This window comes from Enterobacter sp. Y17, from assembly GCF_019730495.1.
Taxonomy (GTDB): domain Bacteria; phylum Pseudomonadota; class Gammaproteobacteria; order Enterobacterales; family Enterobacteriaceae; genus Enterobacter; species Enterobacter asburiae_B.
The window spans coordinates 2,378,526-2,393,275 of record NZ_JAASKP010000001.1 but is presented as its reverse complement, the minus strand read 5'-3'; the positions used below and the strand labels follow the sequence as shown (position 1 = coordinate 2,393,275).

Annotated in this window: 16 protein-coding genes; 6 read left to right on the top strand and 10 right to left on the bottom strand. The window is 58.3% G+C overall.

The genetic code is table 11. The features are described from left to right. Positions 1 to 38: 38 nt before the first annotated feature. Both fetA and fetB read left to right on the top strand, forming a co-directional pair. The gene (gene fetA / locus HCH49_RS11320) at positions 39 to 710 is read left to right on the top strand and encodes an iron efflux ABC transporter ATP-binding subunit FetA (protein WP_045887951.1); all 672 of its coding nucleotides are present in this window, start codon (positions 39 to 41) and stop codon (positions 708 to 710) included. Further along, positions 703 to 1,485: an iron efflux ABC transporter permease subunit FetB gene (gene fetB, locus HCH49_RS11315; protein ID WP_023310623.1), complete on the top strand. Its 783-nt coding sequence runs from the start codon at positions 703 to 705 to the stop codon at positions 1,483 to 1,485. Before fetA ends, fetB begins: the two co-directional genes overlap by 8 nt. A gap of 49 nt (positions 1,486 to 1,534) precedes the next feature. Here fetB and HCH49_RS11310 read toward each other — a convergent pair whose 3' ends face one another. From HCH49_RS11310 to tesA, 3 genes are read right to left on the bottom strand one after another with little or no spacing between them, the layout of a single operon-like run. After that, positions 1,535 to 2,389 carry a co-chaperone YbbN gene (locus tag HCH49_RS11310; RefSeq protein WP_023310624.1) on the bottom strand — a complete coding sequence of 285 codons (855 nt, stop codon included), beginning with the start codon at positions 2,387 to 2,389 and terminating at the stop codon, positions 1,535 to 1,537. Positions 2,390 to 2,447: 58 nt separating this feature from the next. Then, positions 2,448 to 3,218, bottom strand: a complete 771-nt coding sequence (locus tag HCH49_RS11305) for an SDR family oxidoreductase (protein ID WP_014882827.1) — start codon at positions 3,216 to 3,218, stop codon at positions 2,448 to 2,450. 28 nt (positions 3,219 to 3,246) lie between these two features. Beyond that, the gene (tesA, locus tag HCH49_RS11300; RefSeq protein WP_032661743.1) at positions 3,247 to 3,870 is read right to left on the bottom strand and encodes a multifunctional acyl-CoA thioesterase I/protease I/lysophospholipase L1; all 624 of its coding nucleotides are present in this window, start codon (positions 3,868 to 3,870) and stop codon (positions 3,247 to 3,249) included. Between tesA and ybbA the strand changes: the two genes are divergently transcribed. The 3 genes from ybbA to HCH49_RS11285 all read left to right on the top strand — a co-directional run bounded on the left by ybbA (position 3,841) and on the right by HCH49_RS11285 (position 8,267). Then, positions 3,841 to 4,527, top strand: coding sequence for a putative ABC transporter ATP-binding protein YbbA (ybbA, locus tag HCH49_RS11295; protein WP_023617272.1), 687 nt, complete (start codon positions 3,841 to 3,843; stop codon positions 4,525 to 4,527). The genes tesA and ybbA overlap by 30 nt on opposite strands. Continuing rightward, positions 4,524 to 6,938: a putative ABC transporter permease subunit YbbP gene (gene ybbP, locus HCH49_RS11290; RefSeq protein ID WP_221702697.1), complete on the top strand. Its 2,415-nt coding sequence runs from the start codon at positions 4,524 to 4,526 to the stop codon at positions 6,936 to 6,938. Before ybbA ends, ybbP begins: the two co-directional genes overlap by 4 nt. A gap of 183 nt (positions 6,939 to 7,121) precedes the next feature. Next, positions 7,122 to 8,267, top strand: a complete 1,146-nt coding sequence (locus HCH49_RS11285) for a porin (protein ID WP_045887957.1) — start codon at positions 7,122 to 7,124, stop codon at positions 8,265 to 8,267. 125 nt (positions 8,268 to 8,392) lie between these two features. Here HCH49_RS11285 and mnmH read toward each other — a convergent pair whose 3' ends face one another. The 7 genes from mnmH to ppiB all read right to left on the bottom strand — a co-directional run bounded on the left by mnmH (position 8,393) and on the right by ppiB (position 13,104). Continuing rightward, positions 8,393 to 9,463: a tRNA 2-selenouridine(34) synthase MnmH gene (gene mnmH, locus HCH49_RS11280; RefSeq protein ID WP_033144819.1), complete on the bottom strand. Its 1,071-nt coding sequence runs from the start codon at positions 9,461 to 9,463 to the stop codon at positions 8,393 to 8,395. Between the two features lie 84 nt (positions 9,464 to 9,547). Beyond that, positions 9,548 to 10,615 (bottom strand): 5-(carboxyamino)imidazole ribonucleotide synthase, encoded by a 1,068-nt coding sequence (purK, locus tag HCH49_RS11275; protein WP_033144820.1) that lies wholly within the window; start codon positions 10,613 to 10,615, stop codon positions 9,548 to 9,550. Beyond that, positions 10,612 to 11,121, bottom strand: coding sequence for a 5-(carboxyamino)imidazole ribonucleotide mutase (gene purE, locus HCH49_RS11270; RefSeq protein ID WP_023310631.1), 510 nt, complete (start codon positions 11,119 to 11,121; stop codon positions 10,612 to 10,614). The genes purK and purE overlap by 4 nt, the downstream gene beginning before the upstream one ends. Positions 11,122 to 11,282: 161 nt before the next feature. Beyond that, positions 11,283 to 11,468: a hypothetical protein gene (locus HCH49_RS11265; RefSeq protein WP_029741050.1), complete on the bottom strand. Its 186-nt coding sequence runs from the start codon at positions 11,466 to 11,468 to the stop codon at positions 11,283 to 11,285. Positions 11,469 to 11,536: 68 nt separating this feature from the next. Next, on the bottom strand, positions 11,537 to 11,746 hold the full coding sequence (locus tag HCH49_RS11260; protein ID WP_023310633.1) for a YdgH/BhsA/McbA-like domain containing protein: 210 nt from the start codon (positions 11,744 to 11,746) through the stop codon (positions 11,537 to 11,539). Between the two features lie 137 nt (positions 11,747 to 11,883). Continuing rightward, a complete protein-coding gene (lpxH, locus tag HCH49_RS11255) occupies positions 11,884 to 12,606 on the bottom strand; it encodes a UDP-2,3-diacylglucosamine diphosphatase (protein ID WP_167818660.1) in 723 nt (240 codons plus the stop codon). Between the two features lie 3 nt (positions 12,607 to 12,609). After that, on the bottom strand, positions 12,610 to 13,104 hold the full coding sequence (ppiB, locus tag HCH49_RS11250; protein ID WP_010428247.1) for a peptidylprolyl isomerase B: 495 nt from the start codon (positions 13,102 to 13,104) through the stop codon (positions 12,610 to 12,612). Positions 13,105 to 13,278: 174 nt separating this feature from the next. On the opposite strand from ppiB, the gene cysS reads away from it, so the two are divergent. After that, on the top strand, positions 13,279 to 14,664 hold the full coding sequence (gene cysS, locus HCH49_RS11245) for a cysteine--tRNA ligase (protein ID WP_029741052.1): 1,386 nt from the start codon (positions 13,279 to 13,281) through the stop codon (positions 14,662 to 14,664). The last annotated feature ends 86 nt before the right edge of the window (positions 14,665 to 14,750 follow it).

Genomic DNA, 14,750 nt, shown 5'->3' with positions numbered 1-14,750 from the left:
ACAGGCGGTTATTACACGAAGCGGTTAACGGAAGCGTAATGAACGATAAAAAAGAACTATTACATCTCAGGGATATCGGATTTCGTGTTGGAGAAAATATTATTCTTCAGCACGTCGGGTTTAGCCTGTCGCCGGGCGAGTTTAAATTAATCACGGGACCTTCGGGCTGCGGTAAAAGCACGCTGCTGAAAATTGTGGCCTCACTCCTCAGCCCGACGGAGGGCACCATTCTGTTTGAAGGACAGGATATCTCAACCCTGTCCCCGGAAAACTATCGCCAGCAGGTCTCCTACTGCGTGCAAACCCCCGCGCTGTTTGGCGATACGGTTTATGACAACCTGATTTTCCCGTGGCAAATCCGCAATAAAACGCCGGAGCCGGAAAAGTTTATCAGCGATCTGGCCCGCTTTGGCCTGGCGCAGGAGACGTTAACCAAATCCATCACCGCGCTGTCAGGCGGAGAAAAGCAGCGCGTCTCGCTGATCCGCAACCTGCAGTTTTTACCGAAGGTGCTTTTGCTGGATGAAATTACCAGCGCGCTCGATGACGTCAACAAGCGCAACGTTAACGAGATTATTCATCGCTACGCCCGGGAGCAGAACATTGCCGTGCTGTGGGTGACGCACGACGCTAATGAAATAACCCATGCGGATGACGTGATTACGCTTCAGCCGCACGGCGGGAAAATGCAGGAGGCTAACCGTGGGTGAGCATAACATTACCAATGAATCACTGGCGTTTTCGATGGTGCTGGTGCTGATTGCGATTGTAGTCAGCTATCGGGAAAAGCTGGGGCTGGAAAAAGATATTGTGTGGAGTATCTGCCGCGCGGTGGTTCAGCTCATCATCGTCGGCTATGTGCTGAAGTATATATTTAACGTCAACCACGCTGTGCTGACGCTGCTGATGGTGCTCTTTATCTGTTTCAACGCGGCGTGGAATGCGAAAAAGCGCAGTAAATACATTGATAAGGCGTTTATCTCGTCGTTTATCGCTATTACCACCGGGACGGCGCTCACGCTGGCGGTGCTGGTGCTCTCCGGCTCGATTGCCTTTACGCCGATGCAGGTTATCCCTATCTCCGGGATGATTGCGGGGAACGCCATGGTGGCCGTTGGGCTCTGTTATAACAATCTCGGCCAGCGCTTCAGCAGTGAACAGCAGCAGCTTCAGGAGAAATTAAGCCTGGGGGCGACGCCTAAAGTGGCCTCGGCGCGGCTGATCCGTGAGAGCATTCGCTCATCGCTGATCCCAACGGTCGATTCAGCCAAAACGGTGGGGCTGGTGAGCCTGCCTGGCATGATGTCGGGGCTGATTTTTGCCGGTATCGATCCGGTCAAAGCGATTAAGTATCAGATCATGGTGACGTTTATGCTGCTTTCCACGGCAAGCCTGTCAACCATCATTGCCTGTTACCTGACCTATCGGAAGTTCTACAACGCGCGTCACCAGCTGGTGGTGACGCAATTAAAGAAAACGGGTTAAGCCTGTTTTGTAGGCCCGGTAAGCGTTAGCGCCACCGGGCATTTTTTTGTTAGTAGAGCAACGCGTACAGCTGACGACGATACTTCGATGCCAGCGCGTCTCCGGTGCCCAGCGCGGCCAGAATTTCCTGGAACATCTTGCGCGCCTGACCGTCTGCGGCTGCCAGGTCTTTTTGCAGGTGGCTGAACAGCAGCTCCAGCGCCTCTTCGTTACGCCCCACCTGGTGCAGCTGCAGCGCCAGCTGGCTTGCCAGCGCGGCATCGGCCGGGTTGTCGGCAACCTGCTGCTGCAGCTGCTGAATTTCCGGGGTGTCCGCGGCCTGTTTCAGCAGCTCAATCTGCGCGACAAGACCCTGATAGCGGGTGTCCTGATCCTGCAGCGGAACCGTCTTGAGTACGGCTTCCGCGTCTTCTGAACGGTGCAGGGCGATCTGCGTTTCCGCCAGCAGCAGGCCAATCTGGCTGTTCTGATTCGACAGCTGCCACGCCTCTTTGAGCAGCGGCAGCGCCTCGTCGTATTTACCTTCCTGCATCAGCGCCATGCCTTCCTGCGCCTTCAGCTCTTCTTCACGCGGCAGCACTTTATCCAGCAGGGCGCGGATAGCCTCTTCCGGCTGCGGCCCCTGGAAGCCGTCAACGGGCTGGCCGTTCTGGAACAGATAGACGGTTGGGATGGCGCGCAGACCAAACTGAGACGCCACCATCGGCTCGGCGTCGCAGTCCAGCTTAGCGAGAATGAACTGACCGTTGTACTGGGCGGCAAGGCTTTCCAGCACCGGCGTCAGCTGCAGGCAGTGTTGGCTGCGTTCAGACCAGAAGTAGAACAGGACCGGTTTGGTCATCGACTGTTCAAGGGTCTGTTGCAGGTTAGCTTCTGTAATATTGACGATATTCTGTACGGACATGCGGCTTTCTCTTTTGTCGGTTTGTTCTTTACATGGGGATGAGCGTCGTCGCTTCAACTCAACCGTGCAAAATTTTGTCCATCATCCGGCCCGGCAGCAGGCGTTTTAACCAGCCTACGGCATGGGTGACCAGCGTCACCGGATAGCGCATTTTAGGATGTTCGCTCTCAAAAGCATGGCGCACTTTGGCCACCACCGCCTCTGGCCCGAGGGTAAAACGTGCGGCAATGCCGGGGTTCTCGACCGGCTTATCCGCCTGGGTCTGGTTCACGTTTTCGGTAAAGCGGGTGCGGATCGGGCCGGGCTCAATCAGGCTGACCTTGATGCCGCTGTGGCGCAGCTCCATGCGCAGGGCGTCGGACCAGGCCTCCAGCGCATATTTGCTGGCGGCGTAGGCGCCGCGGCCCGGAGTGGAAATCAGCCCCATCACTGACGATGTCATCACGATGCGCCCTTCACCGTGCGGCAGCATCGCGGGGAGCAGGCGCATGGTGAGCTGATGCACGCCGAAGAAGTTGGTCGAAAACTGTTTCTCCAGCGTTTCGCGGGAGAGCGTATCCAGCGGACCATACACGCCGTAGCCGGCATTGTTAAAGAGCCCGTACAGACGATTGTCGGTCAGCGCGATCACCTCATCGGCGGCGCGTTCAACGCTCTCCGGCGAGTCCATATCCAGCAGCACGCCGGTAAAGCCCAGCCCGTTCATGCGTTCGACATCGTCGGGTTTGCGACACGCCGCCAGCACCCGAAACCCCTGGCGCTTCAGTTCGAGCGCGCTTTCCAGGCCGATTCCACTGGAACATCCTGTAATTAAGACCGATTTTTGCATAACTTTACCTGTCAGGATCTCCGCTTAATCAGGAGTCATGTTTAACTAAAGGAGCCAGCCGCGTTGCCATCCAGTCGGCAATAAACGGCTGAGCATCGCGATTGGGGTGGATCCCGTCGTCTTGCATCCACTGGGGTTTGAGATAGACCTCTTCCATGAAAAATGGCAGCAGCGGAATATCAAACTCTTTGGCAAGCTTAGGGTAGATCGCGCTAAAGGCTTCATTATACCGACGACCGTAGTTAGCGGGCAGGCGAATTTGCATCAGCAGCGGCTGGGCGTTTGCCGCTTTGATATCCTGCAAAATGGTGCGCAGCGTTTGCTCGGTTTGCTGAGGCTGAAAACCGCGCAATCCATCGTTACCGCCAAGCTCCACCAGCACCCAGCGCGGCTGATGCTGTTTGAGCAGTGCAGGCAGGCGCGACAGGCCCTGCTGCGAGGTATCGCCGCTGATGCTGGCGTTAATTACCGACGTCTTGCTCTGCCATTTGTCGTTGAGCAGCGCGGGCCAGGCCGCGCTGGCCGCCATGCGATAGCCTGCGCTCAGGCTGTCGCCGAGAACCAGTAACGTGTCCGCTGCCGCCGCGCGGAAGGTCATCAGAATCAAAAACAGGAAGGGCAAATGCCAGCGGAAAACAGTGTTGAAGTTCATCATCTTAAGAAGTCCGTCGGTCAGGGGGAACACGAGCTTTCCATCCTTACTGGAGTTGAACTCGTTGTCAAACGCGCTGAAACCATCGCGCTGATTGGCGAATCCGGCTCCGGCAAGTCCACGCTGCTGGCGATTTTGGCCGGTCTGGACGACGGCAGCAGCGGCGAGGTCCATCTTGTCGGGCAACCGCTGCATCAGCTTGATGAAGAGGCGCGGGCCGCGCTGCGCGCGCGTCACGTTGGTTTTGTCTTCCAGTCCTTCATGCTGATCCCCACCCTGAACGCGCTGGAAAACGTCGAACTCCCGGCGCTGTTGCGCGGTGAAAACAGCCGTGAAAGCCGGGCGCACGCGAAGGCGCTGCTGGAGCAGCTCGGTCTGGGCAAGCGTCTCGACCACCTTCCCGCACAGCTTTCCGGCGGTGAGCAGCAGCGCGTGGCGCTGGCGCGGGCGTTTAACGGTCGTCCCGAAGTCCTGTTTGCCGATGAGCCCACAGGTAACCTTGACCGTAAAACCGGTGACCGGATTGCCGACCTGCTGTTTTCGCTCAACCGCGAGCACGGCACCACGCTGATCCTCGTCACCCACGATCCGCAGCTCGCCGCCCGCTGCGACCGTCGCCTGCGGCTGGTGAACGGTATTCTTCAGGAGGAGGCATGATTACCCGCTGGTTCTGGCGCGAGTGGCGCTCGCCCTCGCTGCTGATTGTCTGGCTGGCGCTAAGCCTGGCGGTGGCCTGCGTGCTGGCGCTCGGCAGCGTCAGCGACCGCATGGAAAAAGGGCTTAGCCAGCAGAGCCGGGAGTTTATGGCGGGTGACCGGGCGCTGCAAAGCTCCCGCCCGGTGCCGTCGGGCTGGATTGACGAAGCACGTAAACAAGGGCTGAAGGTGGGGGAGCAGATAAGCTTCCAGACCATGACGTTTGCGGGCGACACGCCGCAGCTCGCCAGCGTTAAAGCCGTCGATGATATCTACCCGATGTACGGCGAACTGCAGACCAACCCGCCAGGGCTGAAGCCAAAGCCCGGTACGGTGCTGCTGGCATCACGTCTGATGGCGCTTCTGAACCTGAAACCCGGCGATAGCATCGACGTCGGCGACGCCACCTTCAACATTGCCGGGGAAGTGGTGCAGGAGCCCGATTCCGGCTTTAACCCCTTCCAGCTCGCGCCGCGCCTGCTGATGAACACCGCGGATGTCGCGGCAACCCATGCTGTACAGCCGGGCAGCCGCGTCACCTGGCGCTATAAGTTTGGCGGCACGCCTGCCCAGCTTGACGTGTACGAAAAATGGCTTCTGCCGCAGCTCAAGCCGGAGCACCGCTGGTACGGGCTGGAGCAGGACGAAGGGGCGCTCGGTAAATCTCTTGAACGTTCTCAGCAGTTCCTGCTGCTTTCGGCACTGTTGACCCTGCTGCTGGCGGTGGCGGCGGTTGCCGTGGCGATGGGGCACTACTGCCGCAGCCGTTACGACCTGGTGGCGATCCTCAAAACCCTGGGGGCGGGCAGGGCGCAGCTGCGCAAGCTGATTGTCGGCCAGTGGCTGATGCTGCTGGTCCTCTCCGCGATTACTGGCGGAATAATCGGGCTGCTGTTTGAAAAACTGCTGATGGTGATGCTGAAGCCGGTGCTCCCGGCCGCCTTGCCGCCGGCCAGCCTCTGGCCGTGGCTGTGGGCAATCGGTGCGATGACGGTGATTTCGCTGCTGGTGGGGCTACGCCCGTACCGCCTGCTGCTCGCGACGCAGCCGCTGCGCGTGCTTCGCAACGATGTGGTGGCGAACGTCTGGCCGCTGAAGTTCTACCTTCCGGTGATTATTGCCGTGGCGGTGGGGCTGCTGGCGTGGCTGATGGGGGGCAGCACGCTGCTGTGGGCGGTACTGGCCGGGGCGGTTGTGCTGGCGCTGCTGTGCGGCGTGCTGGGCTGGATACTGCTCAACGTCCTGAAGCGGCTCACGGTGAAATCGCTGCCCGTGCGCCTGGCGGTCAACCGCCTGCTGCATCAGCCGTGGTCAACGCTCAGCCAGCTGTCGGCGTTTTCGCTGTCGTTTATGCTGCTGGCGCTGCTGTTAGTGCTGCGCGGCGATCTGCTCGATCGCTGGCAGCAGCAGCTTCCCCCGGAAAGCCCGAACTATTTCCTGATCAACATTGCCCCTGAGCAGGTCACGTCGCTGAAGGGCTTCCTGGCGGAGCATCACATTATCCCTGAGTCGTTCTATCCCATCGTTCGCGCGCGTCTGACGCAGATCAACGGCCAGCCAGCGGACGGGAACAAGGACGAGTCGCTGAACCGCGAGCTGAACCTGACCTGGCAGGAGAAACGCCCTGACCACAACCCGCTTACCGCCGGCACCTGGCCGCCAAAAGCGGGGGAAGTGTCGATGGAGGAGGGGCTGGCGACGCGCCTGAACGTGAAGCTGGGGGACAGCGTCACCTTTACCGGCGATACCCAGGATTTTACCGCGAAAGTCACCAGCCTGCGTAAAGTGGACTGGGAAAGCCTGCGGCCAAACTTCTTCTTTATCTTCCCGCCGGGCGCGCTGGACGGTCAGCCGCAGAGCTGGCTGACCAGTTTCCGCTGGGAAAACGGCAACGGCATGCTGACCCAGCTCAACCGGGAGTTTCCGACGGTCAGCCTGCTGGATATTGGCGCGATCCTGAAGCAGGTAGGGCAGGTTCTGGAGCAGGTGAGCCGCGCGCTGGAGGTGATGGTGGTGCTGGTGACGATCTGCGGCGTGCTGTTGCTGCTGGCCCAGGTGCAGGTGGGCATGCGCCAGCGCCATCAGGAGCTGGTGGTCTACCGCACGCTGGGGGCTGGAAAGCGGCTGCTGCGGATGACGCTCTGGAGCGAGTTTGCGCTGCTGGGGCTGGTGGCGGGTCTGGTAGCGGCCATTGGCGCGGAAACGGCGCTGGCGGTGCTGCAGACAAAGGTTTTCGACTTCCCGTGGGAGCCTGACTGGCGTCTCTGGTTGATCCTGCCTCTCAGCGGCGCGGTGCTGCTTTCTCTCTGCGGAGGCTGGCTCGGCACGCGGCTGTTAAAGGGCAAAGCCCTGTTCCGTCAGTTTGCGAGTTGATTTAGCACGGTGATAGTTGCGCGCCGGGTTTTAATGCCGGTGCGCAGCGTTTAAATAGCACAAACTGATAATACCCACTCATTTAGTAGCACAAAACATTAAAAACCCGACCACACGGCCCGATTATTTCCAGTTAATATTCACCCGCTAAATATTTAGCAGCGTGTCTATTAAGGAAAAATAATGACTATAAAAAAATCAGCGCTGGCGGCAACGATCGGCGCGGCAGTGGCATTGACTACCTTCGCTTCTCAGGCGGAAATCACCGTTCTTAAGCAGGAGCCTCAGGCGGGTAACCCGCTGAGCCGCCTGAACTTTACCGTTGGCGGCAGTATTCGTCCTCAGTTCCAGAACATGACCGGCGACGACGGTAAAAACAGCTACAAGCGTAACGGCTTTGACGGCGGCACCCGTTTCCGTTTCGCGGCTGATTACTACCTGTTTGATGACATCAGCTGGATCAGCTACTACGAGCTGGGTGTCAATATTCCTGCGCAGTTTAACTGGGATCACCACTACGCCGACGGCGCACACGACACCACGCGTCGTATGCTCTACACCGGTCTGAAGAGCGATACCTGGGGTACGCTGACCTTCGGTCAACAGAACAGCGTTTACTATGATGTGGTGGGCGCGAAAACCGATATCTGGGACTACGACATGATTGGTCAGGCTCCGGGTAACGGGATCAACGGCGATTACGACGGTTCTTACCGTTCACGCCAGATGCTGAAATATAAGAAAACCGTGGGCGATGCCGACATCTACGCATCTTACCTGTTTGAAGACAGCGAATACCTGCCGGGCAACGGCCTGCGCTACAAGCGTAAAGGCGGCGGCTCGCTGGGTCTGGATTACCACCTGACTACCGACCTGACCTGGGGCGCGGCGTGGAACTACACCCGCGCGGACATGCGTAACCCGGACAACGGCGACAGCAAAACCTACGACCAGAACATTCTCGGTACCGCGCTGAGCTGGACCCCGGACAACTGGACCTTCTCCGCAGGCGGCGGCTGGTACCAGAACTTCATGACCACCAAAAAAGTGTCGGTTAACGACTACTTTGCGGGTGATGCATGGGGTATTGAATACTTTGCGGGCTACAAGTTCCCGGTCGGCCAGTACGCGGTTAAATCCATCCAGCCTTACTTCATGGGCGACCGTATTGAGTACGTGAACGGCCGTAACTACCAGCGCATCGACAACGGCGTGGGTATCAGCTTCCAGCTGGATTACGGTTTCCGCGTGGATTACGAACACGTGTTCACCTCCAGCACCGACAACCTGGGCGACATGAACCTGGTGCGTCTGCGTTACGACTTCTAAGTCGTCTTGTTGGGTGCGCCCTGATGCCCTCACCCTGACCCTCTCCCACGGGGAGAGGGAATAAACATTAAAAACGGCAACCCAGGTTGCCGTTTTGCTTTTACCTCGCCACCCGGCTTTATTTTTCAGCGATCAAGCCACTCAGCAATCTCTTCGTACGTCCCGCGATACACAATCTTCTCCGCCTTTTTCTCCAGCTGATAGCCGTACATCGGGTCGTAATAATCCTTCAGCAGCGGCGCAAGCCAGCTGAAGTGCGCGTCAGTGCTGCCGGAGCGTTGCTGTTCCAGCAGCGCGGAATCTAACAGCGCGGTGAATTCTGCATACCGCTGCAGCCCCAGACGGCGGCGAATGGCAAACAGGCCGTGGTGCAGATACTCGCTGTATTCTTTCCAGCCCGCTTCCTCGCCGTATGCGGCAGAAAAGTCTGCCCACATATGGTCGAAATACTCTTCGCGCAGGCGCTCAAGGCGGACGTCAAACGGGTCTTCGACGACAACGATAGGGGCTTCAGCCATGCGGTCGCGCAGGCACTCCGGCAGGTGGTTGGAGCCAATCATCCGGCCCTCGTCTTCCAGCACCCAGCGCGCGGCGTTTTTTTTCAGGAGCTCAACCGCAAGGTGGTTTTCAAAGCTGGCCTGGGAAAGCTGCGGCGTGAGCGTGCGGCCAAACGACGAACCGCGATGGTGCGCCAGCCCTTCCAGATCGATACCCTGCGCGTGCTGCTTCACCAGCAGGGTTTTGCCGTTTCCGGTGCAGCCGCCAATAAGCACCATCGGCTTTTGCGACTGCTCGATAGTCACCTGAATCGCCGTCTGACGCAGAGCCTTATAGCCGCCGCGGATCAGCGGGTAGTCAACGCCCGCCTCTTTCAGCCAGGCCTGCGAGATATGCGAGCGCTGGCCGCCGCGCGCGCAGCAGAGAAAGCCCTCAGGATGGGTAAGGCTGGCTTCCCGCCAGGCGTTAATGCGTGCCTCACGCGTCTCGCCGCTCACCAGCTGATGGCCGAGCGCCAGCGCGGCCTCGGGGCCCTGGCGTTTATAGCAGGTACCGACGGCGGCGCGCTCGTCGTCGTTCATTAAGGGCAGGTTGATCGCCGCAGGCATCGCGCCCTGGGCAAATTCGATCGGCGCGCGAACGTCGATTAAAGGGGTATCAAACGCGAGGATCGCGCGATAGTCCGTTCCATCGTTCATGGTTGTTCCAGAAGAAAACTCAGCAGCAATGGGCGGGGATTGTACGCCGGGGAAGGGGAAGATCAACTCCCCGGCGCAGATGTCTTACTTGAGCTTAGACTGTGCCCAGACAATGCCGCTCGCATATTCCGGCGGCAGGAGCGGGATCATCGCTTCCAGGGTGGCGCTCAGGCGGCCCGTGTCGCTGTCGTTCAGGTTCAGGTGACCGACCTTACGACCCGCGCGTACCTCTTTGTCATACCAGTGCAGATGCACGAGCGGCAGCTTCAGCCAGTCGTAGTTCAGATCGGTGCCGATCAGGTTGATCATCACCGACGGGCTGTTCACCACCGGCTGCGGCAGCGGCAGGTCCGTAATCGCGCGCAGGTGCAGCTCGAACTGGCTGATGGACGCGCCGTTTTGCGTCCAGTGGCCGCTATTGTGCACGCGCGGCGCAAGTTCGTTGATCAGCAGACCGGACGGGGTGATAAAGCACTCCATCGCCATGACGCCCACATACCCGAGTTCGTGCATGATGGCAGAGAGCATATCTTCCGCCTGCGCCTGCTGGTCAGCATTGGCGTGCGGGAAGGCGACGCTGGTGCGCAGAATGCCGTCCTGATGCAGGTTATGCGTCAGCGGATAAAAGACGGTATGCCCGTCTTGCCCGCGCGCGCCAACCAGCGACACTTCACCGCTGAAGTTGATGCCCTGCTCAACGATGCACTCGCCGTAGCAATCGTCCGGCAGTTCTGCCGTTTCATCTGCACGCAGGCGCCACTGGCCGCGGCCGTCATAGCCGCCCACACGGCGCTTCACGATTGCCAGCTCGCCCAGCATCGCGAAAACGTCATTCCACTCGCTTTTATCGGACAGGAGCTGCCACGGCGCGGTCGGCAGACCGAGCTTGTCGAACAGCTGCTTTTGCGTCAGACGGTCGGCGATGATCGGGAACACGTCGCGGTTAACGAAGGCGTTATGACGCGCCAGCTCGCGGGTCAGAGCCGTTTCTGGCCAGCGTTCGATCTCGGCGGTGATCACGCTCTGGTGGAACGGTACGGCTTCCGGTTCGGCGTCCAGCCCGACGGGCCAGACGGCAATACCCAGCGGCTCACCGGCCTGACGCAGCATGCGGCCTAGCTGGCCGTTACCGAGGACGCAAACCTGCTTCATGCCGCACCCCGCGGGTCCGGATTGTCCAGCACCTCGTCTGTCTGGGCTTTACGCCACTCCGCCAGACGCTGGTGTAATGCTTTATCGTGCGTCGCAAGAATTTGCGCCGCCAGCAGGGCGGCATTGGCAGCACCCGCTTTACCAATCGCCAGCGTGCCGACAGGAATACCGCGCGGCATCTGGACGATTGAGTAGAGGCTATCCACACCGCTTAACGCGGCGCTTTGGACCGGAACGCCCAGTACCGGCACCAGGGTTTTAGCGGCAATCATGCCTGGCAGATGTGCTGCGCCGCCCGCGCCGGCAACGATCACCTCATAACCGTTCTCTTCGGCGCTTTCGGCGAAGCTGAACAGTTTGTCCGGTGTACGGTGCGCGGAGACCACTTCAACGTGGTGCGGAACATTCAGGATTTCAAAGATTTCGGCGGCGAACTGCATGGTAGCCCAGTCGCTTTTGGACCCCATCACGATGGCGACACGCGCCGGATTATTGCGGGAAGACATGCGTCTTAAAACTCCTGTGGTGCGAAACACACTGCTTTCGAGGGCACAGAGAATAGCATGTTATACGGGCAAGGAAAACGGTTGCGCGGTTAAAAGGTGAGCAGTTATGGCGAGAAAGCGATAACAAAAAAGACCGCACGATGGCGGTCTTTTATATGATGTTACTGAAGATCCCCTGCGGACAGGTTCTCGTTGTCGAACGCGCGGCTGACATCGATATGATTCACCATGCTGGTGTCGGCATTCGAGCCCGATTTTGGCACGGAGAAGCGATTCTCCGCGGCCTGTGCGCCAGTGGACACCACGACTGCCAGCAGCAGGGTACTTACGATGCTGATGTTTTTCATTCTCTGTTCCTTCCTCATCGTATTGTCGCTGTCGCACGTCTTCGCTGGCGGCACGGCAATCAGGGTTTTTATTTAGTCAGTTCTGCGGTCATGTACACGCGGTTGTTGACCTTCGCGCTCGTGATTTTATAAGAGGCATTCTGCTCGGCGGCCTGCGCGGCAATTTTCGCTTCTGCGCGGTCAAGGGTAGAGGCGGTTGCGCTCACGCTTTGAGCGAAAGAACCGAAAGAAACCAGGGAAAGAGCGGCAACTGCAACGAAAGTTTTGATAGATTTCATGGTCGTATTCCTTAAGTGTTTTATCTGGGATAGGGCGTATTGCCCTGATGCGATAAATAATAGGCCGACCACGGGCTGATTAAAATCGAAACAATTTGCCGATATTGTTCAAAAAAATAGAATGATGGTGCGAGGGGTTAAAACGGAAAGGCGATCAGCTCCACGCCCTCTGGCGTGACTTTGACCATGGAGCCTTCGGTGTGCCAAGCACCTAATACCACGCGATGGGCCGGTTCGCCGTTGGCGATAAGGGAATGGACGTCAGGACGATGGGTATGACCGTGGATCAACCACTGAACGCCATGCTTTTCCATCACGCTCACCACGGCCTGCGGGTTCACGTCCATGATGGTCATGGATTTGCTGCTGTTGGCGGTTTTACTGCCCGCGCGCATTCTGGCGGCGATACGGTTGCGTATAAACAGCGGCAGCGCAAGGAACACCTTTTGGATCCACGGGGTGTGGACTTTGGCGCGAAACGCCAGGTAGCCGGTATCGTCGGTGCAGAGCGTGTCGCCGTGCATGATCAGGATCCTGCGGCCATAGAGATCGAGCACCTGCTCTTCCGGCAGCAGCGTCATGCCGCTTTCGCGGGCGTAGCGCTTGCCGATCAGGAAATCACGGTTGCCGTGAATGAAATAGCAGGGAACGCCGGAATCCACGAGGGCGTGAATGGCGTCTGCCATTTCACGGTGCAGCGGGTTAGGGTCGTCGTCGCCAATCCAGGCTTCAAAGAGGTCGCCCAGGATGTACAGCGCATCGGCGCTTTTCGCTTCACCGCGTAAAAAACGCAGAAAACCGGCGGTTATCGCCGGTTCTTCTGTTTGCAGATGCAGATCCGCAATAAAGAGTGTCGCCACGAATTACTCGCTGACGGTCACGCTTGTAATCACAACGTCTTCTTTAGGAACGTCCTGGTGCATACCGCTGCGGCCAGTAGAGACGGCTTTGATCTTGTCAACCACGTCCATACCTTCAACCACTTCTGCGAATACGCAGTAGCCCCAACCCTGCAGGCTTTCGCCGGAGAAGTTCAGGAAGTCGTTGTCCGCCACGTTGATGAAGAACTGCGCGGTGGCAGAGTGTGGCGCCTGAGTACGGGCCATTGCCAGCGTACCGCGGGTGTTTTTCAGACCGTTGTTCGCTTCGTTTTTGATCGCTTCTTTGGTCTCTTTCTGGTTCATGCCAGGTTCGAAACCGCCGCCCTGGATCATAAAGCCGTTGATCACGCGGTGGAAAATGGTGTTGTTGTAGAAACCTTCGCGGCAGTAGTCCAGGAAGTTTTTAACTGTTTCAGGCGCTTTGTCATCAAAGGTTTTGATTACGATATCGCCATGATTAGTGTGGAAAGTAACCATTTTTGCATCCTGTTCCGTTATTGTGGTACGTCGACCCGCGTTCGGGTCATCTATAGGGGCTTGTTATAGCATAACCACAGGATGCGATCACCTTGCATTGTGTGCTGCTTCGGGTTTGAATTACGGGTAGAATAGCCGGTTTTCAACCACACACGTGTTTACATGGAATCTTCGATGTTAAAAATCTTTAATACAATGACGCGCCAGAAAGAGGAATTTAAACCTATCCATGCCGGGGAAGTCGGCATGTACGTGTGTGGTATTACGGTTTACGATCTCTGTCACATTGGCCATGGCCGTACCTTTGTCGCCTTCGACGTGGTGTCACGCTACCTGCGTTTTCTGGGCTACACCCTGAAATACGTGCGTAATATCACCGACATCGACGACAAAATCATCAAGCGCGCTAATGAAAACGGCGAAAGCTTTGTTGCGCTGGTCGATCGCATGATCGTCGAAATGCACAAAGATTTCGACGCCCTGAATATTCAGCGCCCGGACAGCGAGCCGCGCGCGACCCACCATATTCACGAAATCATCGAGATCACCGAAAAGCTGATCGCTCGCGGTCATGCCTACGTTGCGGACAACGGTGACGTGATGTTCTCGGTGCCGACGGACCCAACCTACGGTTCGCTTTCCCGTCAGGATCTGGACCAGCTCCAGGCCGGCGCGCGCGTTGACGTGGTTGACGTGAAGCGTAACCCGATGGACTTCGTGCTGTGGAAAATGTCCAAAGAGGGCGAGCCAAGCTGGCCATCACCGTGGGGCGAAGGCCGTCCGGGCTGGCACATTGAATGTTCCGCGATGAACTGCAAGCAGCTGGGCAAGCACTTCGATATCCACGGCGGCGGTTCAGACCTGATGTTCCCGCACCACGAAAACGAAATCGCGCAGTCTACCTGCGCCCACGGCGGCGAGTACGTGAACTACTGGATGCACTCCGGCATGGTAATGGTTGACCGCGAGAAGATGTCTAAATCGCTGGGTAACTTCTTCACCGTGCGCGACGTGCTGAAGTATTACGACGCGGAAACCGTGCGCTACTTCCTGATGTCCGGCCACTATCGCAGCCAGCTGAACTACAGCGAAGAGAACCTGAAACAGGCGCGCTCGGCGCTGGAGCGCCTGTATACCGCGCTGCGCGGAACCGACAGGTCTGTTCCTGCTGCAGGTGGCGAAGCGTTTGAAGCCCGCTTTGTTGAGGTGATGAACGACGACTTCAACACCCCGGAAGCCTACTCCGTGCTGTTCGACATGGCGCGCGAAGTGAACCGCCTGAAGTCAGAAGATATGGCCGCGGCGAATGCGCTGGCGTCCCATCTGCGTAAGCTTTCCTCCGTGCTCGGCCTGCTGGAGCAGGACCCGGACGCGTTCCTGCAGAGCGGTGCGCAGGCGGACGACGGTGAAGTGGCGGAAATTGAAGCGTTGATCAAAGCGCGTCTGGAAGCGCGTCAGGCAAAAGACTGGGCGGCGGCAGATGCGGCGCGTAACCGTCTGACCGAGATGGGCATCATTCTGGAAGATGGCCCGCAGGGCACCACCTGGCGCCGTAAGTAATTTTCCCCTCACCCTAACCCTCTCCCAAAGGGAGAGGGAATTATTAGGTTTTCTCCCTCTCCCCGTGGGAGAGGGCCGGGGTGAGG

Excerpts from the sequence above, each read along its gene's own strand:
- ppiB (WP_010428247.1), bottom strand. The coding sequence starts at position 13,104 with ATGGTTACTTTCCACACTAATCATGGCGATATCGTAATCAAAACCTTT.
- HCH49_RS11310 (WP_023310624.1), bottom strand. The coding sequence starts at position 2,389 with ATGTCCGTACAGAATATCGTCAATATTACAGAAGCTAACCTGCAACAG.
- tesA (WP_032661743.1), bottom strand. The coding sequence starts at position 3,870 with ATGAACTTCAACACTGTTTTCCGCTGGCATTTGCCCTTCCTGTTTTTG.
- HCH49_RS11265 (WP_029741050.1), bottom strand. The coding sequence starts at position 11,468 with ATGAAAAACATCAGCATCGTAAGTACCCTGCTGCTGGCAGTCGTGGTG.
- ybbA (WP_023617272.1), top strand. The coding sequence starts at position 3,841 with ATGCCAGCGGAAAACAGTGTTGAAGTTCATCATCTTAAGAAGTCCGTC.
- HCH49_RS11260 (WP_023310633.1), bottom strand. The coding sequence starts at position 11,746 with ATGAAATCTATCAAAACTTTCGTTGCAGTTGCCGCTCTTTCCCTGGTT.
- HCH49_RS11305 (WP_014882827.1), bottom strand. The coding sequence starts at position 3,218 with ATGCAAAAATCGGTCTTAATTACAGGATGTTCCAGTGGAATCGGCCTG.
- cysS (WP_029741052.1), top strand. The coding sequence starts at position 13,279 with ATGTTAAAAATCTTTAATACAATGACGCGCCAGAAAGAGGAATTTAAA.
- HCH49_RS11285 (WP_045887957.1), top strand. The coding sequence starts at position 7,122 with ATGACTATAAAAAAATCAGCGCTGGCGGCAACGATCGGCGCGGCAGTG.
- purE (WP_023310631.1), bottom strand. The coding sequence starts at position 11,121 with ATGTCTTCCCGCAATAATCCGGCGCGTGTCGCCATCGTGATGGGGTCC.
- mnmH (WP_033144819.1), bottom strand. The coding sequence starts at position 9,463 with ATGAACGATGGAACGGACTATCGCGCGATCCTCGCGTTTGATACCCCT.
- ybbP (WP_221702697.1), top strand. The coding sequence starts at position 4,524 with ATGATTACCCGCTGGTTCTGGCGCGAGTGGCGCTCGCCCTCGCTGCTG.
- purK (WP_033144820.1), bottom strand. The coding sequence starts at position 10,615 with ATGAAGCAGGTTTGCGTCCTCGGTAACGGCCAGCTAGGCCGCATGCTG.
- fetA (WP_045887951.1), top strand. The coding sequence starts at position 39 with ATGAACGATAAAAAAGAACTATTACATCTCAGGGATATCGGATTTCGT.